The organism is Streptomyces nidicola (assembly GCF_050106155.1).
Classification (GTDB): domain Bacteria; phylum Actinomycetota; class Actinomycetes; order Streptomycetales; family Streptomycetaceae; genus Streptomyces.
This window is the reverse complement of the sequence record NZ_JBNBPI010000001.1, coordinates 4400759-4423163: the sequence shown is the minus strand read 5'-3', so window position 1 is coordinate 4423163 and position 22405 is coordinate 4400759. Positions and strand designations below refer to the sequence as shown.

The 22405-nt window shown below is 72.5% G+C and carries 19 protein-coding genes; 6 read left to right on the top strand and 13 right to left on the bottom strand.

The window, feature by feature from the left end; all coding sequences use genetic code 11:
* Positions 1-65: 65 nt before the first annotated feature.
* Together ACOKM3_RS20115 and ACOKM3_RS20110 are read right to left on the bottom strand one after the other, a co-directional pair.
* Entirely contained in the window at positions 66-296 is a 231-nt protein-coding gene (locus ACOKM3_RS20115) for a DUF397 domain-containing protein (RefSeq protein ID WP_426902309.1), read from the bottom strand.
* Positions 277-1116: a helix-turn-helix domain-containing protein gene (locus tag ACOKM3_RS20110; protein WP_426902307.1), complete on the bottom strand. Its 840-nt coding sequence runs from the start codon at positions 1114-1116 to the stop codon at positions 277-279. Before ACOKM3_RS20110 ends, ACOKM3_RS20115 begins: the two co-directional genes overlap by 20 nt.
* A gap of 89 nt (positions 1117-1205) precedes the next feature.
* On the opposite strand from ACOKM3_RS20110, the gene ACOKM3_RS20105 reads away from it, so the two are divergent.
* On the top strand, positions 1206-1454 hold the full coding sequence (locus ACOKM3_RS20105; protein WP_426902305.1) for a hypothetical protein: 249 nt from the start codon (positions 1206-1208) through the stop codon (positions 1452-1454).
* 4 nt (positions 1455-1458) lie between these two features.
* On the opposite strand, the gene ACOKM3_RS20100 is transcribed toward ACOKM3_RS20105, so the two are convergent.
* From ACOKM3_RS20100 to ACOKM3_RS20080, 5 genes are all read right to left on the bottom strand, one after another.
* Complete coding sequence (locus ACOKM3_RS20100) at positions 1459-1749, bottom strand: hypothetical protein (protein WP_426902304.1); 291 nt, start codon at positions 1747-1749, stop codon at positions 1459-1461.
* Positions 1750-1831: 82 nt separating this feature from the next.
* Positions 1832-2641, bottom strand: coding sequence for an SCO4651 family lipoprotein (locus tag ACOKM3_RS20095; RefSeq protein WP_426902302.1), 810 nt, complete (start codon positions 2639-2641; stop codon positions 1832-1834).
* 182 nt (positions 2642-2823) lie between these two features.
* A complete protein-coding gene (locus ACOKM3_RS20090; protein ID WP_426902300.1) occupies positions 2824-4362 on the bottom strand; it encodes a PTS transporter subunit EIIC in 1539 nt (512 codons plus the stop codon).
* A gap of 56 nt (positions 4363-4418) precedes the next feature.
* Positions 4419-5372 carry an N-acetylmuramic acid 6-phosphate etherase gene (gene murQ, locus ACOKM3_RS20085; RefSeq protein ID WP_426902298.1) on the bottom strand — a complete coding sequence of 318 codons (954 nt, stop codon included), beginning with the start codon at positions 5370-5372 and terminating at the stop codon, positions 4419-4421.
* A 222-nt stretch (positions 5373-5594) separates the two neighbouring features.
* Positions 5595-6524, bottom strand: coding sequence for a MurR/RpiR family transcriptional regulator (locus tag ACOKM3_RS20080; protein WP_426902296.1), 930 nt, complete (start codon positions 6522-6524; stop codon positions 5595-5597).
* Between the two features lie 146 nt (positions 6525-6670).
* On the opposite strand from ACOKM3_RS20080, the gene ACOKM3_RS20075 reads away from it, so the two are divergent.
* Positions 6671-7051, top strand: coding sequence for a hypothetical protein (locus ACOKM3_RS20075; RefSeq protein WP_426902294.1), 381 nt, complete (start codon positions 6671-6673; stop codon positions 7049-7051).
* A 31-nt stretch (positions 7052-7082) separates the two neighbouring features.
* A complete protein-coding gene (locus ACOKM3_RS20070) occupies positions 7083-7349 on the top strand; it encodes a DUF4031 domain-containing protein (RefSeq protein ID WP_266712608.1) in 267 nt (88 codons plus the stop codon).
* On the opposite strand, the gene ACOKM3_RS20065 is transcribed toward ACOKM3_RS20070, so the two are convergent.
* Both ACOKM3_RS20065 and ACOKM3_RS20060 read right to left on the bottom strand, forming a co-directional pair.
* Positions 7306-8583, bottom strand: coding sequence for a Cmx/CmrA family chloramphenicol efflux MFS transporter (locus ACOKM3_RS20065; protein ID WP_426906847.1), 1278 nt, complete (start codon positions 8581-8583; stop codon positions 7306-7308). The genes ACOKM3_RS20070 and ACOKM3_RS20065 overlap by 44 nt on opposite strands.
* A gap of 198 nt (positions 8584-8781) precedes the next feature.
* The gene (locus tag ACOKM3_RS20060; RefSeq protein WP_426902292.1) at positions 8782-9441 is read right to left on the bottom strand and encodes an HD domain-containing protein; all 660 of its coding nucleotides are present in this window, start codon (positions 9439-9441) and stop codon (positions 8782-8784) included.
* A gap of 512 nt (positions 9442-9953) precedes the next feature.
* Between ACOKM3_RS20060 and ACOKM3_RS20055 the strand changes: the two genes are divergently transcribed.
* Complete coding sequence (locus ACOKM3_RS20055; RefSeq protein WP_426906845.1) at positions 9954-11918, top strand: HelD family protein; 1965 nt, start codon at positions 9954-9956, stop codon at positions 11916-11918.
* A gap of 757 nt (positions 11919-12675) precedes the next feature.
* Here the strand turns inward: ACOKM3_RS20055 and ACOKM3_RS20050 are convergent.
* On the bottom strand, positions 12676-13371 hold the full coding sequence (locus ACOKM3_RS20050; RefSeq protein WP_426902290.1) for a copper homeostasis protein CutC: 696 nt from the start codon (positions 13369-13371) through the stop codon (positions 12676-12678).
* A gap of 77 nt (positions 13372-13448) precedes the next feature.
* Positions 13449-14399, bottom strand: a complete 951-nt coding sequence (locus ACOKM3_RS20045) for a hypothetical protein (protein WP_426902288.1) — start codon at positions 14397-14399, stop codon at positions 13449-13451.
* A gap of 202 nt (positions 14400-14601) precedes the next feature.
* Between ACOKM3_RS20045 and ACOKM3_RS20040 the strand changes: the two genes are divergently transcribed.
* Complete coding sequence (locus ACOKM3_RS20040) at positions 14602-16863, top strand: heavy metal translocating P-type ATPase (RefSeq protein ID WP_426902286.1); 2262 nt, start codon at positions 14602-14604, stop codon at positions 16861-16863.
* A gap of 132 nt (positions 16864-16995) precedes the next feature.
* Complete coding sequence (locus tag ACOKM3_RS20035) at positions 16996-18189, top strand: glycosyltransferase 87 family protein (RefSeq protein WP_426902284.1); 1194 nt, start codon at positions 16996-16998, stop codon at positions 18187-18189.
* Positions 18190-18217: 28 nt separating this feature from the next.
* Here ACOKM3_RS20035 and ACOKM3_RS20030 read toward each other — a convergent pair whose 3' ends face one another.
* Both ACOKM3_RS20030 and ACOKM3_RS20025 read right to left on the bottom strand, forming a co-directional pair.
* Positions 18218-19861, bottom strand: a complete 1644-nt coding sequence (locus tag ACOKM3_RS20030) for a DNA repair helicase XPB (protein ID WP_426902282.1) — start codon at positions 19859-19861, stop codon at positions 18218-18220.
* Between the two features lie 64 nt (positions 19862-19925).
* A complete protein-coding gene (locus tag ACOKM3_RS20025; protein ID WP_426902280.1) occupies positions 19926-22379 on the bottom strand; it encodes a helicase-associated domain-containing protein in 2454 nt (817 codons plus the stop codon).
* Between the last annotated feature and the right edge of the window lie 26 nt (positions 22380-22405).

Sequence of the window (22405 nt, the reverse complement as noted above, 5' to 3'; positions counted from 1 at the left end):
TGAGACCGCCTCCCAATCCTTGAAAGCAGGGCTCGTCGCTCGGGGCTTGAGCCTCGGGGCGTTGGCTACGGGGTGCGGCGCAGGTCGGCGATGAACGCGGACCAGGCCTCCGCCCGGAGCGTGAGCTTCGGGCCGGTGGGGTTCTTGGAGTCCCGGACGGGGACGATGCCGGTCACCGGCGTGCGGGCGTCGGCGACTTCGAGGCAGTCGCCGCCGTCGCCGCCGCTGTAGCTGGACTTGCGCCAGCTCCAGGCGGCGGCGTCGTTCAGATCGTCCTCAAGGGTGTGGTTCCTCATGGGCGTAATCCTGCGCCACTGAGTCGAGCAGGGCCAGAGAGTCGCGGGGCGAGAGGGCCGCTGCCTGGAGGAGGTTGAACGTGAAGGTGTGGCGGGCGACCGTGGCCGGGTCGTCGGTGAGCCTTCCCGTCTCGGGCCCGTCGACGAACGAGAGCGGCGGGGCGTTCTCGAACTCCATCAGCTTGACGGGGCCCTGCATCGAAGCGTGCGCGCCCGCGGCGAACGGCAGGACCTGTACGAGCGCGCGGTGTCGTCGGGCCAGGTCCGCCACGTGATGCAGTGCCTCCGCCATGACCCGCGGCCCGCCGACCGTGCGGCGCAGGGCCGCCTCGTCGAGGACCGTCCACAACAACGGCGTTGTTGGATCGTCGAGCAGGCGCGCCCGCGCCAGCCGGTCGGCGACGAGACCGTCGATCCGCTCGTCCGGCGCGGTGGGTTGGTAGGCGTGGAAGACCGCCTCCGCGTAGGCCCGCGTCTGGAGCAAGCCGGGGATGAGCAGCGCGGCGTACTGTCGGATGGCTGTCGCTATGGCCTCCGCCTCTGCCGCCTCCGCGAAATGGTCCGGGAACCTGGACCTGTTCGCCCTCTCGCAGTTGCGGGCGAAGAAGCCGCCCGTGTTCAGCTCCTCGTCCAGGCGCACGGCCATGTCCGGCAGGATGCGCCGCGTGCCCGCCTCCATCTGGCCGACGTAGGAACCGCTGACGAACAGCAGCTCACCCAGGGCCTGTTGCGTGAGGTTCGCTCTCTCGCGGGCGTGGCGGAGTTCTTCGCCGATCATTACGCGGCGCGACGACGGGTCGAGGTCCTTCGGTCCGGTCACGTGCATCAACTCCCGGTCCAGCAGAGGCATCTGTTGGGCCGCTGCCCCTGGCCAGCGTAGGGCCGGGCCGGTCACTCTGTGTGGCGAAAGTGGAACTCGGAGTGGAGGAGTGCGTGATGGTCGTGCGGGACGCGGAGCGGTTGCGGGTGGTCGAGGACGTGGTCGCTCAACTGCGGGCGGAGACCGGGGTACTGGGCATCGTGCTGCCGTCACTGAGGGTCGACCCGGTCTCGGCCGCGGGGGAGGTCGGGTATCCGCTCGTCGACCTGGGGTGCGTGAACTTCGATACGGCGATGCGGATCGTCGCCGTACTGCACGAGGGGCGGCGCGGGGCCTGAGCGGTCAGGCCGAGGACTGTTCGGAGAAGCTCTGCCAGGTGTCGCGGCCCGCGCGGGTGGCGCTGGTGGCGGCGGCCTGGGCCTGGTGGAGGGTGCGGGCGGCCAGTTCGGACGGGGGGACGTCCCAGGTGCCGGTCCAGCTGCGGCCCGCGCGGGCCAGTTCGTAGACGAGGACGCCGACGCCCGCCATCGCCGTGAGGGTGCCGACGCCGGTGAGGACCGCCCCGGCGGTCAGGAGGCGCCGGTCCGGGCGGAACTGGGTCCAGGAGATCTTCGAAAGGGTGCTGTCAGCCATGCGCCCAGGATGCGGGAGGGCCGGGCGGGGCGCATGCGGAGTGGGTCCGGGCGAGCGGCCGGGGCACGGCGACGCGCTCTCCTCAGCCCAAGAAGGGGCCGGCCAACTCGAGCACCTGGGCGTACGGCACCGGTACGTTCACCTCGACAGGGCTGCCGTGCCGGGACAGGTTCAGGGTGACGGTGGTCCGGGGGCCGCCCAGGTTCAGGTCCGTCCGGGTGCGTACGAGGTGTCCCTTGTCGTCGATCCAGGCTTCGGCGATCACCACAACTTCCGCACCGAGGCTGTCGCGGGTGCGGTCCATCTTGTCGCGGAGGTCGGGGGACATGCGGCGGGTCAGGGCGGCGTGGTCGAGCATGCCCCGGTAACGCGTGGTCCGGACGCCCCCGATGGTCTCCTTGCCCTCCTCGGTGACCATGCGCATCGCGGCGATCTGCTGGAGCAGATACTCGGGGTCGTTGACCGGGGCGCGGAGTACGGCGTGGGAGACGGCATTGTGGCGCGGCATCGTGGCCCAGACGCCTTCGTCGACGTCGGGGAGGTCGCTCACGTAGACCTGGCCGTTGGCGAAGACCTCCTGAAGGGTGTTCTTTCCGGGTTTCTTCGGCATGCGCACCTGCAGTGTGCCCCGGTCGTCGTCCAGGTCGAAGCGGCCCGTGACGTCGAGTACGTACGTCTGGCCCTCGCCGTCGGATGTCTCGATCTTCTGCCGGGTGTCGACCGACGTCGCGCGGGTGGCTTTGACGGCAGCGCGGACGGTGGCGGCGGGAGAGGGCGCCCGAGTGGAGGGTTTGTCGGCCGCGTCCGCGGTGGCCCGCTCGTTCGGCGAGCAGGCGGTGCAGAGCAGGGCGACAGCGCTGAGGGCAGCGGTCACGGTCAGGGCGGCGCGCATGAGGCTGGGTCTCCGGAGTCGGCGGGGCGTCCGTGAGGCCGAGGAGTTGTGCGCGGCCTGTGGAGTTTGTGTGACCGGAACGATAGCGTGCGGCCGGTGTCTGCCCGCCTCGGGCTCCCGCAGGACGTGGCGAAGGGCGGCACCCAACGACGCGGAGTGCCGCCCTTTCGTGGTGAGCGGGGTCAGACCTTTGCCGGTTCCTTTGGTTCCGGGGACGGGGTCGCCGGGTTGGCCTCGGCGTGGGCCTCCGGGGATTCGCCCGCGTCCACGTCCTGGTTGAACTCGACCAGCATGTCCTGCGTGAAGCCGAAGTAGTACGTCGCCAGGAAGCCGACGATGTAGCCGACCAGCAGGCCGCCCAGGTAGATCGCGCAGGTCACGCCCAGGCCCTTGTTGCCGTCGAGGAGGGGGAACAGGGCCCAGCCGGACGGGCCGATGGCCGTCGAGCCGACCTGGGTGCCGAGCATCGAGAAGAGGCCGATGAACGCGCCGCCCGCCGCGCCGCCGACGCACGCCGTGATGAACGGGCGGCCGAGGGGGAGCGAGACACCGTAGATGAGGGGTTCGCCCACGCCCAGGAAGCCCGCGGGGAGCGCCGACTTGATGGTCTTGCGGATCGACTTGTTGTGCTTGAGCTTCTTGAAGACGGCGATCGCCGCACCGACCTGGCCCGCGCCCGCCATCGCCAGGATGGGGAGCAGGACCGTGTAGCCCTGCTGCTCGATCAGGGTGGTGTGGATGGGGATCAGGGCCTGGTGGAGGCCGAGCATCACCAGGGGGAGGAAGAGGCCGCCGAGGACGGCGCCCGCGAAGATGCCGGTGTTCTCCAGGAGCCAGTTGGCGCCCGTGCCGATCGCGGTGGAGACCTCACCCGCCACGAACATCAGGCCGAAGATCGTGACCAGGCCGGAGATCAGGATGGTGAGGGTGGGGGTGACCAGGACGTCGAGCGACTCCGGGACCCACTTGCGGCACCACTTCTCGATGTAGACCGCGAGCACCGCCGCGCCGAGCGCGCCGAGGACGCCGCCCTGGCCGGGCGAGAGCTTGTGCCCGAACGCCGAGATGTCGGCGACACCCGGGTAGACGATGATCGCCGCGACCGCGCCGCCGATGATCGGCGTACCGCCGAACTCCTTCGCCGTGTTGTAGCCGACGAAGACCGCGATCAGGGCCATGAAGCCGGAGGCGATCGCGGCGAGCGCCGGGGTGACCGACGGCAGCCAGCCCAGGTTGATCATCAGGCCGTTCAGGCCGGCGATGATGCCACAGCCGATCAGAGCCGGGATCAGCGGCACGAAGATGTTGGCGATCTTGCGCAGGAACAGCTTGAACGGGGTGGCGTTCTTCGCCTTCTGCTGCGCCTTGATCGCGGCGCCCTGCGCGGCGAGGTCGTCGGCGGAGTGGCCGCCGGCATCGGCGGGTGCGGGTGCGGCTGCCGGGGCGGCGGCCCTGCCCTCCTCCACGAGGGACTCGAATTCGGGGGTGACCCGGGCGACCTTCCCCGGCCCGAGGACGATCTGGTACGTGTCGTCCTCTACGACGCCCATGACATCGGGAAGCGCCTTGAGCGCCTCGTCCTGGACGAGCGAACGGTCCGCGAGACCCAGCCGGAGCCGGGTCATGCAGTGGACCACGGAGGTGACGTTCGCTGCGCCGCCGACGAGCGGGAGGATCGCGGCGGCGACGGCGCGGTTCTTGTTCTCGGCGTTATCGGCCATGGTGCGTCTTGCCTTGCTGTGCAGGTGGTGCTCGGGGACGGGTGGGTGCGGGGGAGTTACTTGGTGGCGGCGGCCGCGAGCGCGGCGCGCAGGTGGCCGTCGGACTCCGTGAGGAGCCGGTCGGCGGTGGGGCCGTCGACGTCGCCGAGGACGACGAGGATGGCGTTCTTGACCTCGCCGTCGGTCGCGGCGAGCGCGGCCTCGATGGCGGCGTCGTCGGCGCCGGTGGCGAGGGAGACGATGCGGCGGGAGCGCGCCCGCAGCTTCTCGTTCGACGCGCGTACGTCGACCATGAGGTTCCCGTACGTCTTGCCGAGCCGGATCATGGAGATCGTCGACAGCATGTTGAGCACGAGCTTCTGGGCCGTGCCCGCCTTCAGGCGGGTGGAGCCGGTGAGCAGCTCGGGGCCGACGACGACCTCGATGCCGTGGTCCGCGGCGGCGGCGAGGGCGCTGTCCGCGTTGCAGGACAGGCCGACGGTGAGCGCGCCGTGGCGGGCGCGGGCGTGCTCGACGGCGCCGATCGCGTACGGGGTGCGGCCCGAGGCCGAGATGCCGACGACGATGTCGTTCTCGGTGAGGTCGATGCCGTCCAGGTCGGCGGCCGCGAGCTCCTTGGAGTCCTCGGCGCCCTCGATGGACTTGACCATGGCGGAGGGGCCGCCCGCGATCAGGCCGACGACCTGGCCGTCCCAGGTGTTGAAGGTGGGCGGGCACTCGGAGGCGTCGAGGACGCCCATCCGGCCGGCGGTGCCGGCGCCCGCGTAGATCAGGCGGCCGCCGCGGGCCATGCGGTCGGCGATGCCGTCGATCGCGGCGGAGATCTGGGGGAGCTGGGCGGCGACGGCGGTGGGGACGGTGGCGTCCTCGCCGTTCATCAGCTTCGCGATCTCCAGCGTGGAGAGCTGGTCGATCTCGGCGAACTCCGGGCGGAACGCCTCCGTCGTGAGCGTGGCCAGTTGGGCGCGGAGGTCGGAGTAGGTGGCGTCGGCGTTGGGGGTGGCGGTCATCGTGACGGTGCGGCTCTCTGTGCGAGGGGCTGGTTTCTGGTGCGCTGCGACGGGGTTGCGGTCACGGGGCTCCGCCCCGGGCCCCGCGCCTCAATCGCCGGCGGGGCTTGATTTGTCCGGGCTTCGCGTCGAGGGGAGGCGGGGCGGAGCTCCATCCAAGCCCCTGCGGCGATTGAGCAGCGGGGTCCGGGGCGGAGCCCCGTGGCGGGGGCCGGGTGGCGGTCACTGGCGGCCGCCCCGCGGAGCGGACTGGTGGCGGTGGGCCAGGGCCTCGTACGACGCGGAGAGCGCCGGCGCCGCTGTTTCGTACGTGCGTTGGGCGATGCCGACGAACAGGCAGTCCACGACCAGGAGCTGGCTCGTGCGGGAGGACATCGCCGCGGGGCGCAGCTCGCTCTCGCGGGCGATGGACGTCGTCAGTATGTGGTCGGCGTACTGCGAGACCGGGCTGCCGGGGCGGCCGGTGATCGCGATCGTGGTGGCGCCGTGCTCGAAGGCGACCCGCAGCGGCTCGATCACGTCGCCGGTGGTGCCGGAGTGCGTGATCGCCACCGCCACGTCCCCGGAGCGGAGCGTCACCGCGTTGTGGACGGCCAAGTGCGGGTCGGAGTGCGCGTACGCGTGCCGGCCGATGCGCAGCAGCTTCTGCGCGAGGTCCTGGGCCACGAGGCCGGAGGCCGCCATCCCGTAGATCTCGACGCGGCCCGCGCCCGCCATGGCGGCCACGGCGGCGCCGAGCTGCGTGGTGTCGAGCGCGGCGGCGGTGTCGGCGAGGGTCTGCTGCTCGTCGTGGGCGAGCTTGGCGACGACGTCGGTCAGCGGGTCGTCCACGGCGATGTCCGCGGTGACGGCGGGCGCCCGGCCGGACTGCTGCTGGGCGGCGAGTCCTGCGAGCGCGAGGCGCAGGTCCCGGTAGCCGGGGTAGCCGAGGATGCGGGCGGTGCGGACGACCGTGGCCTCGCTGGTGCCGGTGAGCTCGGCGAGTCCGGTGACGGTCAGGGCGGCGCAGCCGGCCGGGTCCCCCGCGACCGCCTCGGCGACGCGCTGCATGGAGCGGGTCATGGACGGGGCGAGGGTGCGGACCTTGGCGGCGAGGGCCGCGGGGGCCGGCGGCGCGTCCCTGCCGAAACTTTCCTTCACGTCATTGCTCACGTGATGAAAGATATTTTCGGAGACGGATCGGGTCAAGGGTCCTTCGGCCCGGGGTGGGAAGGACGGGCGGCCGGGAGGCCGGGGGTGCAGGTTGCGGTGCTTGAAGGGCTCACCCGCCGCAGGGGCTCCACGTGCACAATTGGGGTATGGACACCATCAGCCCTCTGGAGCAGGCCCTGCACGCGGCCCGCGCGCTCGTGCTCGCGGATCTGAAGGCGGGGGACGTCGCGGATTCGGACATCGTCTCGCTGGTGGAGGAGTCGGTCGTCGCGCGGCGCTGGTGGGTCGAGCAGTGGCCGGAGGGCGTCGAATTCGTGATCGGGCTCGTCGCCCAGGACGTCAAGGACGGGATCCTGGAGCGGCACGGCCGCTGGCCGCTGTGCCCGGTGTGCGGACCCGGTTCGAGCGCCGAGGCTCCGCACGCGCTGGACGTCGAGCCGGAGCTGGGCGCCGACCCGCACTGGGTGTGCTCGGAGGCGGGCGTGACCGTGGCGCCGGTCGGCGGCCTCGGGTCGGTGACGGGGTGACGGAGTCACGGAGTGACGGGGTGACGGTCTCTTGACGGTCTACATAGATCCGCCGACCTGGCCGGGGCACGACCGCATGTGGTCGCACCTGGTCAGCGACGTCTCGTACGACGAACTGCACGCGTTCGCCGAGAAGTTGGGCGTTCCGCCGCGCGCCTTCGAGCGCGACCATTACGACCTCCCGTCGCACCGGTACGTGGACGCGGTGCGCGCGGGGGCGGTCGAGATCGGCTCGAAGGAACTGGTGCGCAGGCTTACGGACGCGGGCTTGCGGAGGCCGAAGGGGCGGCCGGCGTAGTCACCTCGGTCATCTCCGTCGTCACATCGGTCGCCACGTTGGTCGTCTCGGCTGCGGCCGCGTGCTTGGCGACCACGCGGGACGCCGCCGTACGCCGGTGCAGCCGCAGCGACACCGCCGTCAGCGCGAGGGCCACCACCGTCATCGCACCGCCGGCCCACGCGGTGGCCGGGTAGCCGAGGTCCGCGTCGATGACCGTGCCGCCGAGCCAGGGGCCGCCCGTGTTGCCCAGGTTGAAGGCGGCGGTCGTGGTGGCGCCCGCCAGGGTGGGGGCGGCGCCCGCGACGTTGAACATCCGGGCGTTGAGCGCCGGCGCCGTGTAAAAGGCGGAGAAGCCGAGCAGGAACGACAGGACCACCGCGGCGACCGCGAAGTGCCCGAGCACGGCGAGCGCCGCGAGGAAGACGGTGGACGCGGTGATGCCGGTCAGCAGCACCCCGAAGAGGTGCGCGTCGGCGATCCGCCCGCCCAGCGTCGTACCGGCGAGCGCGCCGAACCCGAAGAGCGCGAGGACCGCCGGGACCCAGCCCTCGGGCAGGCCGGCGACGTCCGTCAGGAGCGGCGAGAGATAGCTGAACGCGCAGAAGACACCTCCCGCGGCGAGCGCGGTGACGGCGATGGACAGCCACACCTGGCGGTCGGCGTAGATGCTCAACTCCCGCTTCAGCCGCGGCCGTTCGGCCGGGAGCGGGATCTTCGGCACGAGGGTCACGATGCCGACGAGGGCGATCGCGGAGGCGACGCCCACCGCCCAGAACGCGGCGCGCCAGCCGAGCCCGTCACCGAGGAACGCGCCCGCGGGGACGCCCAGCACGTTCGCGATCGACAGGCCGCCGATCATCACGGCCATGGCGCGGGCCCGCTGGTTCACCGGCACCATCGCGATGGCGACCGCCGCGCCGACCGCCCAGAATCCGGCGCAGGCGAGGGCCGAGACGACGCGGGAGGCGAACAGGATCTCGTAGGTCGGGGCGAGCGCGCCCGCTACCTGGCCCAGGCCGAACACCGTGATGAGCGAGATCAGGGTGGTCCGGCGCGGCAGGCGCAGCGTCGCCACCGCGAGCAGCGGGGCGCCGACCACCATGCCGATCGCGAAGGCCGAGATCAGCAGCCCGGCCTGCGGGATCGTGACGTCCATGTCGTCGGCGACCGCGGGGAGGATCCCGGACAGCATGAACTCGCTGGTCCCGAGGGCGAAGACGCTGAGTCCGAGGATGTAGACGGCCAGGGGCATGCGGGTGCTGTTGCGGGTGCCGGTGCCGGTGCCGGTGTTCGAGCGGAGGTCTGGGGAGTCTGGACTGGGCTGTGGGGACATGTAAGGAGCCAACCGGGGGGTGACGAGTGGCATTCCCGGACCGGGGGGTCGTGGCACATCGTTCGTACGCCGTTCATACGCCCCGCCACGCGCACCGCTCCGCGACGGGGCAGGGGATCAGGGAGTCAGCAGATCCAGCTCCGCCGTCAGGTTCTCGCGGGCCGCGGACTCCCAGTGGGTCCTGCCGTGCGGGGTCCTGAACAGTCGTGGCAGGTCGAGGAGTTGACGCAGTACCCCAGCCCGCCCTTCGCGGAACGCCTCGTCCGGTACGAAGGCGTACTCCGCGCGGACGGCCTTGGTGTACGCGGCGTAGGCGGGTGCGGGCGCGGCCAGGATCGCCAGGTCGGCATCGCACAGCGCCTCGCCGTCGGTGTCGCCGTCGGCCGGGTCGTGGGTGACGGTGAGGCGGACGAGACGGGCCACCTCGGCGACGTCCTCGGGTCCCAACCCGGCCTCGGTCAGGGCACGTTCGGCCAGTGTGGCGGAACGCTCCTCGTTCTCCGAACGGTCCGGCCGGTACACCGCGTCGTGGAACCAGGCCGCGAGCCGCACGAGCTCGGGCCGCTCCGCGTGCTCCTCCAGCACGTCGATGTGGTCGAGCACCGCCGCGAGATGTTCGACCGTGTGGTACTTCCGCTGCGGCTCGGACCACCGGGCCAGGAGATTGTCGGCATACGGATACGGGTCGGCCCCCGCGCCCGCGGTCGCCGCACGCAGGGTGCGGGCCCATCGCTCGCGCAGGTCCGGGCCGGCCGGGTGGTGGTCGTCGTACATCATGACTCCGACCCTAGCCCCGTCCATCTGGGCTCCTGGGGCGATTGAGGCGCGGGGGCCAGGGCATTTCGATCCCCTGTGGCAATTGAGCAGCGGGGCCTCGTGGCGCTGGGGCGGCACCGGCAATTCAAGCCCCGCTCTTTGAACGAGAGCCAGCGGAGCCCCGAGGCGTCAATGCTGGTTCGGCAATTCAGCCCCGCCGGCGTTTGAGGCGCGGGGTCCGGGGCGGAGCCCCGTGGCGTAGGACCGGTCGACCGGGTCAAAAAACCGTTGGCCCCCGCCGCGAGGCGTCCCGTACACTCCCCCGTCTGCCCGCCTCCCCGTGCCGACCCCCGCCGCCGGCACGGCAGGAGCGCCGCCGACCGGACGGAAACCGGCCGGGAACGTTGTACACACGTACCTGGATCCGGAGGCAGAACCCCGTGAGCACGTCACCGTCGTCGTCCGCGCCCTCATCCTCACCGCTCGAGCGCGAACGCACGCACCTGGTCTCGTCCCGCTCCGCCCTGCGCGCGATGCGCGAGGACGCGGAGGCGCTCGACATCCGCGACGTCACCGCGAACTGGGTGAACGCCGAGGTGCTCCAGCACCAGATCGACGAGCGGATCAAGGCGCTCGCCGACCTCAGCCACACCCCGCTGTTCTTCGGGCGCCTCGACTATCTGCACGCGCCGGGCGCGGACGTCGCCGAGGGCGCCGAGGGCGAGAAGTTCTACATCGGGCGGCGGCACGTGCACGACGCCGAGGGCGACCCGATGGTGATCGACTGGCGTGCGCCCGTGTCGCAGCCCTTCTACCGGGCCTCCAAGAAGGACCCGATGGACGTCGCGCTGCGCCGCCGCTTCGGTTACACGGGCGGCGACCTCACCGCGTACGAGGACGAGCACCTCACCGACCCGTCGGAGGCGGAGCAGACGAGCAAGCTGCTCCAGCAGGAGATCGAGCGGCCGCGCGTCGGCCCGATGCGCGACATCGTTGCCACCATTCAGCCGGAGCAGGACGAGATCGTCAGGAGCGGGCTCGCGGGGTCGGTCTGCGTACAGGGAGGGCCGGGGACGGGCAAGACGGCCGTCGGCCTGCACCGTGTCGCGTATCTGCTGTACGCGCACCGGGAGCGGCTCGCCCGCACCGGGACGCTGGTCATCGGGCCGAACGCGTCCTTCCTCCACTACATCGAGCAGGTGCTGCCCGCGCTGGGCGAGCTGGAGGTCAAGCAGGCGACGGTGGACGACCTCGTCGCGCACGTGGAGGTGCGGGCCGTCGACGATCCGGCCGCCGCCCTGGTGAAGGGCGACGCGCGGATGGCCGAGGTGCTGCGGCGCGCCCTGCGTTCACACATCACGCCGCCCACCGAGGGCGTCGTGGTGGTGCGGGGCTCGCGCCGCTGGCGGGTCCCGTCGTACGAACTGGAGCAGATCGTACGGGAGTTGATGGCGCGCGACATGCGGTACGGGGCCGCGCGCGAGGCCCTGCCGCAGCGGATCGCGCACGCCGTGCTCGTACAGATGGAGCGCGCGGGCGAGGCGCCAGACGACCGGGTGCAGAACGCGGTGGCGCGCAATGCCGCGGTGAAGGCCGTGGTCAAGGAGGTGTGGCCGGCGGTCGATCCGGCGAAGTTGGTGCTGCGGCTGCTGTCGGACGCCGACTTCCTGGCCGAGCACGCGGAGGGGCTGCTGGACGCCGACGAGCAGAAGACCGTGCTGTGGGCCAAGCCCGCGCGCAGCGTGAAGAGCGCCAAGTGGGCTGCCGCGGATGCCGTGTTGATCGACGAGGCGATCGATCTGATCGAGCGTACGCACTCGTTGGGGCATGTGGTGCTCGACGAGGCGCAGGACCTGTCGCCCATGCAGTACCGGGCGGTCGGGCGGCGCGCGACGACGGGCTCGGTGACGGTCCTCGGGGACCTCGCGCAGGGTACGACGCCGTGGGCGACGCGGAGTTGGGACGAGGCGCTGTCCCACCTGGGGAAATCCGACGCGGTGGTGGAGGAGCTGACGGCGGGCTTCCGCGTGCCGACGGACGTCATCACGTACGCGTCCCTGCTGCTGCCGGACATCGCGCCGGGGCTCACGCCGGTGGCGTCGGTCCGGGAGAACCCGGGGGCGTTCGAGGTGCGGCCGGTGGACGGGGTCGGGGACGTGGTGGCGGCGTGCGTCGAGGCGCTGCGGAACGAGGGGTCGGTCGGGCTGATCGCGGCGGACGCGCGGTGCGAGGAGTTGGCGCGGGCCTTGGCGGAAGCGGGGCTTGGGTATCTCGCTCCTGGCGAGGAGACGACGGCGTCGGCGCGGTTGACGCTGGTGCCGGCGTCGCTCGCGAAGGGGTTGGAGTACGACTACGTGGTCCTGGACGAGCCGGCGGCGGTGGTCGCGGCGGAACCGGACGAGCGGACGGGGTTGCGGCGCCTGTACGTGTCGCTCACGCGGGCGGTGTCGGGGCTGGTGGTGACCCACGCGGGGCCGCTGCCGCGGCAGTTGGCGTAGGCGGGGTGGGTGTGGCCGGCGCCTGTCGTTCTTGTTGCGCGGCGCCGGGGCTCTGAGCTGTGCCGGGGGCGGCGCCCGTCGTGCTCGTTGCGCGGCGTGCCGGGGGTGCCCACCCGGGGTGGCTGAACATTGTGTCCGCGACCCCGTGCCGGGCCGGTCGCCCTGCTCAGCTCCCACCCGCCCGCCCCCTCCGGGGGCTTCGGCCCCGGGCGGTGAGCCGGGGCGTTGGCGGTGTGGGTGTCCGCTGTGGTTCATGCGCGGAACCGGAGTTCTAGTGCTGCGCTGTGGTCGGTGCCCGTCGTTCTCGTTGCGTGGGGCCGGGGTGCTCGCCCGGGGGTGGCTGAATGTTGTGTGCGCGGCCCCGTGGTGGGCCGGTTGCCCTGGTCGGCTCCCACCCGCCCGCCCCCTCCGGGGGCTTCGGCCCCGGGCGGTGAGCCGGGGTGTCGGTGGTGCGGGCGCCTGCTGTGGTTCATGCGGGGAGCCGGGGTTCCGGCGCGGGGCCGTGGTCGACGCGTGTCGCTCTCGTTGCGCGGTACCGGGGTGCCGCTTTGCCCACTCGGGGGTGGGTGAGCGTTGTGCCTGCGGGCCCGTGTGGGGCGGGTGGGTGGGAGATGGGCGGGCGAAATCGAGTCCGCTCTGGGAGCAGACTCGCGAGTCCGGGGCGGAGCCCCGATCTTTCCAGCCCGCCGGCGATTGAGGCGCGGGGTCCGGGGCAGAGCCCCGTGACGTGAGGCCGCACGACCGGGGCGCCGACGGGCTACCCGTCCAGCGCCTCCCGCCACACCCTCACCGCATCCGCCGCAACAGGACCCGCCCAACCCGCGGGGCGACTCGCTCCGCCGATGTGGAACGCCGACACCCCCGCCGCCCGCAACCCCGGCACATGGTCCAGGCGGAGCCCCCCGCCCACCAGGATCTGCTGCTCGTACCCGGGATCGCCGGAGGCCGACCGCGCCGCCTCCGCGAGCAGGACGTCGAGCCCCGCGTCCACCCCGTCCGCCGACCCGGCGGTGAGGTACGTGTCGAGCCCCGGCAGGTCGGCCAGCTGCTTGCGGAGCGCATCGCGGTCGGCGGCCCGGTCGATGGCCCGGTGGAACGTCCAGCGGCAGCCGTCCAGTTCGGCCACGAGCCGCTCCACGGCGGCCAGGTCGGGGCCGCCCTGCTCGTCGAGGAACCCGAGCACGAACTCGTCCGCCCCGGCGGCCCGCATCTCCCGCGCGGCCCGGACGAGCGCCGATACGTCCCCCGCGTCGAAGCCGTCCGCGAGCCGCAGCATCACGCGCAGCCGGATGTCGACCGCGCGGCGGATCGCCGTGAACGTGTCCACCGACGGCGTCAGCCCGTCCGCTGCCATGTCGGTGACCAGCTCCAGGCGGTCCGCACCCCCGGCCTGAGCGGCGATCGCGTCCTCGGCGTCGAGGGCGATCACCTCCAGGACTGCACGCTTGCTCATGAGGCTCCTGTCGCGTCGACCTGCCCGGGGCCCCGGGTGACGGGTCCAGATAGGTCTAGTCCAATGTCCCGCTCACTTTACGCCGCGTGCACTGTGAACGCAGCCGTCCTGACCTCCCCGTCGTGCTTGAAGTCCAGGAAGAGCCGGTAGGTCCCCGGGCTCGGCGCGGTCGCGGTGAAGGAGACCTCCGGCCCCGGCCTGCCGTCGTGCGGGTGAACGTGAAGGTACGCGAGGTCGCCGGAGCGCAGGGCGACCAGGTGGCCGTACGCGCCGAGGTAGGGCTCCAGATCGGTGACGGGCTTCCCGTCCTTGCTGACGCCGAGCGTGAGCTCGCTCGTGGCGCCCGCCGTCAGGTCGCCTTTCACGCGGACCTCGTAGCCGCCCTCGACGCGTGCCTTCGTGGAGTGCTCCGGCAGCGGTGCGGGCTTGTATGTCCCCGCGACGCCGAGCCCCGCGCCGAGCGTGAGCCCCTCCTTCTCGCCCTGCGGTGTGAAGTCCGCGAAGACCCGGTAGTCACCCGCCTTCGGCAACGAGACGGGCGTGGACCACGTCCCGTCGGCGGCGCGCACGGGATGCAGATGCCGGTACGCGGTCAGATCGCGCGAGGCGACGATCAGGTGCAGCTCCTTGCCGTGTTCCTTCTTGTACGCGGTCACGGGCTCGCCGGAGCCGTCCTCGCCGTGCGCCCCATCCTCCCCATGTGCCCCGCCCCCGGCGTGCTCGGCGTCCTTACGGATGGTGAAGCGCAGTTCGCCGGTCCGGTCGGGGAGGCGGTCCCGTTCCAGATCGAGCGTGTAGCCGCGCTCGGAGACCTGGAGTCCACCGGGGACGGCATCGGCCGCGGCTCCCGCCTCGGCGTGGCCGCCGTGCTCCGATTCCGCGTCCTGCGTGGGCGCGCCGTGCTGGTCGTGCGCGGCCGGCCGCTTCTCGGCGACGACCGGGCCCGCCGCGCTGCCCACCCCGTACGCGGTACCGAAGGTGGCTGCTGCTGCCGCGGCGAAGGCGGCGATCTTCAGGCCGGTCTGCATGGCGGGCTCCTCGGTGAGGCCGGGGTGGGTGGCGGTTTCGCGCGGTTCCTGGTGCTGCGCCGTGTCTCCACGGTCCTCACGACGATACCCCTGGGGGGTATTAAGTCAAGCCGGCTCCGCCTTGCTTTTGATACCCCCTAGGGGTATAAATGGATCACGATGTGGGGTGCCCGCCCCCGGTATCGGAATCCAAGGAGGCATCATGTCGGCGCACACAGTCGCCCCACCCGCGCAGGTGGAACTCGCCATCGGCGGCATGACCTGCGCGTCGTGCGCCGCCCGCGTCGAGAAGAAGCTGAACCGGATGGACGGCGTCGAGGCGACCGTCAACTACGCGACCGAGAAGGCGAAGGTCAGCTTCGCGGACGACGTCCAGGTCGCCGACCTGATCGCGACCGTCGAGGCCACCGGCTACACGGCACAGGAGCCCGCACCCCCCGCGGCCGTCGACGAGCAGGCCGCCGATGCGGGCGACGACGAACTCCGCCCGCTGCGTCAGCGCCTGATCACCGCGGTGGTGCTCGCCGCGCCCGTCGTCGCGATGGCGATGATCCCGGCCCTCCAGTTCGAGTACTGGCAGTGGCTGTCCCTGACGCTGGCCGCGCCCGTCGTGGTCTACGCGGCCTGGCCCTTCCACAAGGCGGCGTTCACGAACGCGCGGCACGGCGCCGCGACGATGGACACCCTGGTCTCGGTCGGGGTGTCCGCCGCGTTCCTGTGGTCGTTGTGGGCTCTGTTCTTCGGCACGGCCGGCGAGCCCGGAATGACGCATCCCTTCGAGCTGACGATCGGGCGCAGCGACGGCGCCGGGAACATCTACCTGGAGGCCGCCGCCGGAGTCACCGCCTTCATCCTCGCGGGCCGCTACTTCGAGGCCCGCTCCAAGCGGAAGGCGGGCGCCGCGCTCAGGGCGCTGCTCGAACTCGGCGCGAAGGATGTCACCGTCCTGCGCGACGGAGGCCGTGAAACGACCGTTCCCGTAGGCGACTTGAAGGTCGGCGACCGGTTCCTCGTCCGGCCCGGCGAGAAGATCGCCACCGACGGCACCGTCGTCGAGGGCTCGTCCGCCGTGGACGCCTCCATGCTCACCGGCGAGTCCGTGCCGGTCGAGGTGGCCGTCGGCGACGCCGTCACCGGCGCCACGCTCAACGTCGGCGGACGCCTCGTCGTCGAGACCACCCGGGTCGGCGCCGACACCCAGCTCGCCCGGATGGCGAAGCTCGTCGAGGACGCGCAGAACGGCAAGGCCGCCGCCCAGCGGCTCGCGGACCGTATCTCCGGTGTCTTCGTGCCGGTCGTCATCGCCCTCGCCGTCGCCACCCTCGGCTTCTGGCTGGGCACAGGCGCGGGCTGGACCGCCGCCTTCACCGCCGCGGTCGCCGTCCTGATCATCGCCTGCCCGTGCGCCCTCGGACTCGCGACGCCCACCGCCCTCATGGTCGGCACCGGACGCGGCGCCCAGCTCGGCATCCTCATCAAGGGCCCCGAGGTCCTGGAGACGACCCGCGCCGTCGACACGATCGTCCTCGACAAGACCGGAACCGTCACCACCGGACGTATGACGCTGCTCGGCGCGCACACCGCCGAGGGCGTCGGGCGGGCCGAAGTGCTGCGCCTCGCCGGGGCGTTGGAGCACGCGTCCGAGCACCCGATCGCGCAGGCCGTGGCGGCGGGGGCGGCCGAGGAGGTCGGCACACTGCCGGTCGCCGAGGACTTCGTGAACGTCGCCGGACTCGGCGTCCAGGGTGTGGTCGACGGGCACGCGGTGCTCGTCGGGCGCGAGAAGTTGCTGGGCGAGTGGGAGATCCGGCTCCCGGAGAGGCTCGCGCGGGCGAAGGCGGAGGCCGAGGCGGCCGGGCGCACGGCGATCGCCGTGGCCTGGGACGGCGAGGCGCGCGCGGTCCTGGAGGTCGCCGACGCGGTGAAGGAGACCAGCGCGGAGGCGATCGAGCGGCTGCGGGGGCTCGGGCTGCGGCCGGTGTTGCTGACCGGGGACAACGAGGCGGTCGCCCGTTCCGTCGCGGCGGAGGTCGGGATCACGGATCCGGCGGACGTCATCGCGGAGGTGCTGCCGCAGGACAAGGTCGACGTCGTCAAGCGGCTTCAGGGCGAGGGGCGTTCGGTGGCCATGGTCGGCGACGGCGTGAACGACGCGGCGGCGCTGGCGCAGGCCGACCTCGGGCTCGCGATGGGCACGGGGACCGATGCGGCCATCGAGGCGGGGGACCTGACGCTCGTACGAGGTGATCTGCGGGCCGCGGTCGACGCGATTCGGCTGTCGCGGCGGACGCTGAACACCATCAAGGGCAACCTGTTCTGGGCGTTCGCCTACAACGTGGCGGCGGTTCCGCTGGCCGCGGCGGGGTTGCTCAATCCGATGATCGCGGGGGCGGCGATGGCGTTCTCGTCGGTGTTCGTGGTCGGCAACAGCCTGCGGCTGCGGGGGTTCCGGGGGAGTTTCTGAGCCACGCGGGGGCGGGGCGGGGTCGCGGGTCTCTGCCCCGGACCCCGCGGGCTCTCGTCCAAATGCGGGGCTCGAAGGACCGGGGCCATGAATGGCGCATCAGCCACATGGGGTGAAATAGGGTCAGTTGCCGTGAATGCCCGTACGCGTGCCGCTGGTCCGTTCGTCCTCCTCGCGGCCTCCGTGGCCGCGTTTCTCGTTCTCTGCGCTCTCGAGGCCGTCCCGATGGCGGACGTTCTCGTCTATCGGGCCGAGGGGGCCGCCGTGCTCGCCGGTGGCGGCGATCTGTACGGGTTCGCGGTCACCGAGTGGCAACTGCCCGCCACCTACCCGCCGTTCGCGGCGCTGCTGTTCGTGCCGGCGGCGGTGGTTCCGTTGTCCGCGCTCAAGGGGGCCTTCCTCCTCGGCAACATCGCGCTGGTCGTGGTGCTGGTCCGGTTGTCCTGTCGGTTCGCGGGGCCGCGGGTTTCGTGGGCGGGGGTGTGCGGGGTCGCCGCGCTCGCGCTGTGGCTCGAACCGGTCTTCCAGACGGTGCTGTTCGGGCAGATCAACCTCGCCCTCGCGTGCCTGATCCTGTGGGATCTGACGCGGCCGCCCGGCGCGTCCGGCAAGGGCCTCGCGCTCGGCATCGCGACCGGCATCAAGCTCACGCCCGCCGTCTTCATCGTGTACCTGTTCCTCGCGGGGAGGCGGCGGGAGGCGGCGCACGCGGTGGCCGGGTTCGTCGGCACCGTCGCGGTGGGCGCGCTCGTCCTGCCGTACGCCAGTGGGGAGTTCTGGACGCGACGGCTCTACGAGACGGGGCGGGTCGGCAAGGCGTGGATCGTCGACAACCAGTCCTTGCAGGGGCTGGTCGCGCGGGTGTTGCACGATGCCGAACCGGGGTTGCTGTGGGCGGTGCCGGCGCTCGTCGTCGCGGTGGCCGGGCTGTACGCCGCCCGGACCGCGGGGACTCCGGCGCGGGGGGTCGTCCTCGCCGCGCTGACGGCACTTCTCGTCTCGCCCATCAGCTGGTCGCACCACTGGGTGTGGTGTGTGCCGCTGATCGCGGTGGTGTGGGCCGAGGGACGGCGCCGAATGGCTTGGGCACTCGCGGCCCTCTTCACGGCCCGCACCATGTGGCTACTGCCGCACGAGGGCGACCTGGACCTCCACCTCGCCTGGTGGCAACAGCCATTGGCGTCGGCGTATCCGCTGGTCGGCGTGGCACTGCTCGGCGGCGCCGTGGCGGGGGCCCACTCCACCTCGCAACCGGCACCGGGCGGGACGAATCAAGCCCCGCCGGCGATTGAGGCGCGGAGTCCGGGGCGGAGCCCCGTGGCATAGGGGCGCCGGCTCCCGGTGGGACGACGGGTCAGCTCTCCGCGAGGAGTTCGTCCGCGTCGACGATCCGGTACGCGTACCCCTGCTCCGCCAGGAACCGCTGCCGGTGCGCCGCGAAGTCCTGGTCGATGGTGTCGCGGGCGACGACCGAGTAGAAGCGCGCCTCGTGCCCGTCCGCCTTAGGACGCAGCACACGGCCGAGCCGCTGCGCCTCCTCCTGGCGCGAGCCGAACGTTCCCGACACCTGGATCGCGACCGTCGCCTCGGGGAGGTCGATGGAGAAGTTCGCGACCTTGGAGACCACGAGCACCGAGATCTCGCCCTGGCGGAACGACTCGAACAGCTTCTCCCGCACCGCGTTCGTCGTCTCGCCCTTGATGACCGGCGCGTCCAGGTGCTCGCCCAGCTCGTCGAGCTGGTCGATGTACTGGCCGATGACGAGCGTCTGCTCACCCGCGTGCTTGCGGACCAGCGCCTCCGTCACCTTCTGCTTCGTGGCCGTCGTCGCACAGAACCGGTACTTCTCCTCGGCCTCGGCGGTGGCGTACGCGAGCCGCTCGGAGTCGGTGAGGTTGACCCGTACCTCGACGCAGTCCGCCGGCGCGATGTAGCCCTGCGCCTCGATCTCCTTCCACGGAGCGTCGAACCGCTTCGGCCCGATGAGCGAGAAGACGTCCGACTCGCGGCCGTCCTCGCGTACGAGGGTGGCGGTCAGGCCGAGGCGGCGGCGCGCCTGGAGGTCTGCCGTGAACTTGAAGACCGGCGCGGGCAGCAGGTGCACCTCGTCGTAGACGACGAGGCCCCAGTCGCGGGAGTCGAACAGCTCCAGGTGCGGGTACACACCCTTCCGCTTCGTCGTCAGGACCTGGTACGTGGCGATGGTGACCGGGCGGATCTCCTTCTTCGTACCGCTGTACTCGCCGATCTCGTCCTCGGTCAGCGACGTCCGCCGCACCAGCTCGTGCTTCCACTGGCGGGCCGAGACGGTGTTCGTGACGAGGATCAGCGTGGTCGCCTTCGCCTCGGCCATGGCCCCGGCGCCGACGAGCGTCTTGCCCGCGCCACAGGGGAGGACGACGACGCCGGACCCGCCGTGCCAGAAGTTCTCGACCGCCTGCTTCTGGTAGGGCCGCAGCGACCATTCGCTCTCGTCGAGCGCGATCTCGTGCGCCTCGCCGTCCACGTAACCGGCGAGGTCCTCGGCCGGCCAGCCCAGCTTCAGCAGCGTCTGCTTGATCTGGCCGCGCTCGGAGGGGTGCACGGCGACGGTGTCGGCGTCGATCCGGGCGCCGACCAGCGGCTGGATCCGCTTCGAGCGGAGGATCTCCTCCAGGACGGGGCGGTCGGTGCTCGTGAGCACGAGCCCGTGCGCCGGGTGCTTGCTGAGTGTGAGCCGCCCGTAGCGGTCCATCGTCTCGGCGATGTCGACGAGCAGCGCGTGCGGCACGGGGTACCGGCTGAACTCCACCAGCGCGTCCACGACCTGCTCCGCGTCGTGCCCGGCGGCCCGCGCGTTCCACAGCCCGAGCGGCGTCACCCGGTAGGTGTGGATGTGCTCGGGAGCCCGCTCCAGCTCGGCGAACGACGCGATGGCCCGGCGGCAGGCGTCGGCCTTCTCGTGGTCGACCTCGAGGAGCAGTGTCTTGTCGCTCTGGACGATGAGTGGACCGTTCACGTACGTACATCCCTTCCGCACGGGCCAAACGTCCAGTGTGCCGCATCCCGGCAAGCGCGGGGCATCACTGCTCGGAGAGCTCCGCCACCCCCGTCACCCGGTGCAGCGGATACGTGCGGACCTCGTCGGCCGTGTGGTCGTAGGCGGTGACGAAGCCGCCCTCGACGCGGACGGGGGCGATGACGCGCTGGCTCGCGGCGCCCTCCGCGTTGACGTACCCGATCCAGAGGGCCTCGCCGGTGAGGACCGCGGCCTGCATCGTGGCGAGGGTCTCGGCGGATCCGGTGCGCGGCAGCTCGCCGTTGCCGGGGTGGGCCGGGGCCTGCTTGCGCGGGGCGGTGGAGGCGGCGTCGCCCGCGCGGATCGCCCGCAGCGCCGCGTCGATGAGGGTGTCGTCGGGCAGCGGCGGGCCGTCCGGGACGGGGTCGGGCGCGGTGCGGGGCGGGGTGCGGTGGGCGTGCGCGCGGGCGATCAGGACGTCGCCCTCGGGGGTCTCGGCGGCCGGGGCGAAGCCCATGGAGCGCAGGCCTTCGAGGAGCGTGCCGGGGTCGGCCTGGGCCGCGAGGACGGTCGGCGCCAGGCGGCGCAGGCGCAGCGGCGCGGACCGCCTGTCCGCGAGGATCTCGCCGAGCACGGCGTCGTCGTCGCAGCGCACGTACGCGGAGGCCGCGCCGATCCGCAGATGGCCGTGGCGGCGGGCGACGTCGTCGATGAGGTAGGCGAGGGGCTGCGGGACGGGCGTACGGGAGTGCTGGGCGAGGAAGGTCTGCAGGTCGGACGCCGTGCGGCCGGAGTCGAGCGCGCGGCGCACCGAGCCCGGCGTGAAGCGGTAGACGGTGGCTCCGCCCTTCGACTCGACGTCCGCGATCACGGAGAGGGCGTCCGCGAGCGGGCGCTCCAGGGGGCCCGGCGCGACCGCCGTGAGGTCGGCCTGGAGGAGGACGTGGTCGAGCGGCTCGGGCAGCAGCGGCGCGAGGAGCTTCGCGGCGCGGGCCGCGGTGAGGGCCGCTTCGGCGGGGGTGAGGGGGTGCGGGGCGGCGTGCTCGTCGTCCGCGCTCCGGAGCAGCGCCCTGCCGTGCGCGGAGAGCGCGCCGCGGCCGGTGACGCCGAGCAGCTCGGCCTCGGCCAGCGTCCACTGGGCGAGGCGGGTGCGCAGGTCGAGGGCGGCGGGGGACGGCCGCTCCCAGGTGAGGCGTTCGATCACGGAGTCGGGCTCGGGGGAGGCACCTTCCGGCAGCTCGGTGAGCAGCAGGGCGAGGACCCGGCCCCGTACCTCGGGAGCCGCCGAACGGTCCAGGTGCGGGCCGAGCGCGGACAGCGTTCTGTCCTTGCCGTCCCGGCCGCCGACCAGGCCCGCCGTGCGGGTCGCGGGCAGCCACGCCGCCACGAGCCGCTCCCAGCGCTCGGCGGGCGGCAGCAGCACCCACTCGTCGTACGCGGGCGTCGCGGCGTAGCGCTCGTCGGCCTCGCCGTCGGAGGCCAACAGGCCTGCGGCGTAGGCGAGTTCGACCCAGAAGGCGGCGGTCTGCTCGGTGCTGTCGAGGGCGACGGCGGTGCGCTTGAGGTCGCGGACGCTCAGCCCGCCGGCCCGGAGCACGGCGGGTCCGCCCTCGTCCCAGTCCTTCAGCAGCTCCTCGACGGTCGACACCGCCGTGTACGCCTCGGCCGCCGCGGCCGCGTCCACAACCTGTGGACGGTGCGTCGCCTTCTCCCGTACGGGAGGCGCGAGCGGTTCGAGGCTCCGGTGGGCGCGGCCGCCGCGCAGATGCAGCGCCGCCTCGCGGGGCAGCACCACGGTGCCGGGGTTCGTCGGCACGAGCAGTCCGCGGTCGAGCAACCACCGTAGGTGCGCCGCCGGTTGGGCCGTGACCTGGCCGTACGGCGGGCCCCACACCAGCCGGTTCAGTACGTCGATGGACTCGGCCGGCGCGTCGTCGAGCAGCGCTGACATACGGGTCGGGTCGGTGAAGAGGGCGGTGAGCGCGGCGATGGCCGACACGGGGTCGTGCGTGGACGGCAACCCGGCCGCCGCGACGATCTCCTGCACACGCCCCGGCGACATCCCGGACGTGACCTCGGCGACGGTCGGGCCGAGGCCGGTCGGGGACGGGTGCTGGGGGGTGGGCGCGAGCAGCTCGCGGGCGGTGCGGACGAGGCGCAGCTGCTCGTCGTCGCCCCAGGCGAGAGCCTGATCGCGGAGGGTGGCGACGGCGCGGGGCAGCGCGGCGCCCGAGTCCTCGCCCGGGAGCAGGCTCTCCAGCGTCGCGTACGTCGTCGGATCCGGTGCCACGGCGAGGGCCTGCGCCACCTGCTGCGTGTACCGGTCCAGGCGCTCCAGGGCGCGGATCACCGAGGCGCGGGTGCCGGCGCGGGTGGCGAGCTGCGTCATGTCGTTCGGCACGGGGCCGAGCAGATCGGGGCGGGCGCGCAGGAGCGCCGCGAGGGACCCGTCGTCGCGCGCGCGGAGCGCTTCCGCGAGGGAGCGGGGTGCTGCCGCGGTCGTCTGCTCGTCGCTCATCCCACCCACGTTAGCGGCCCGGGACC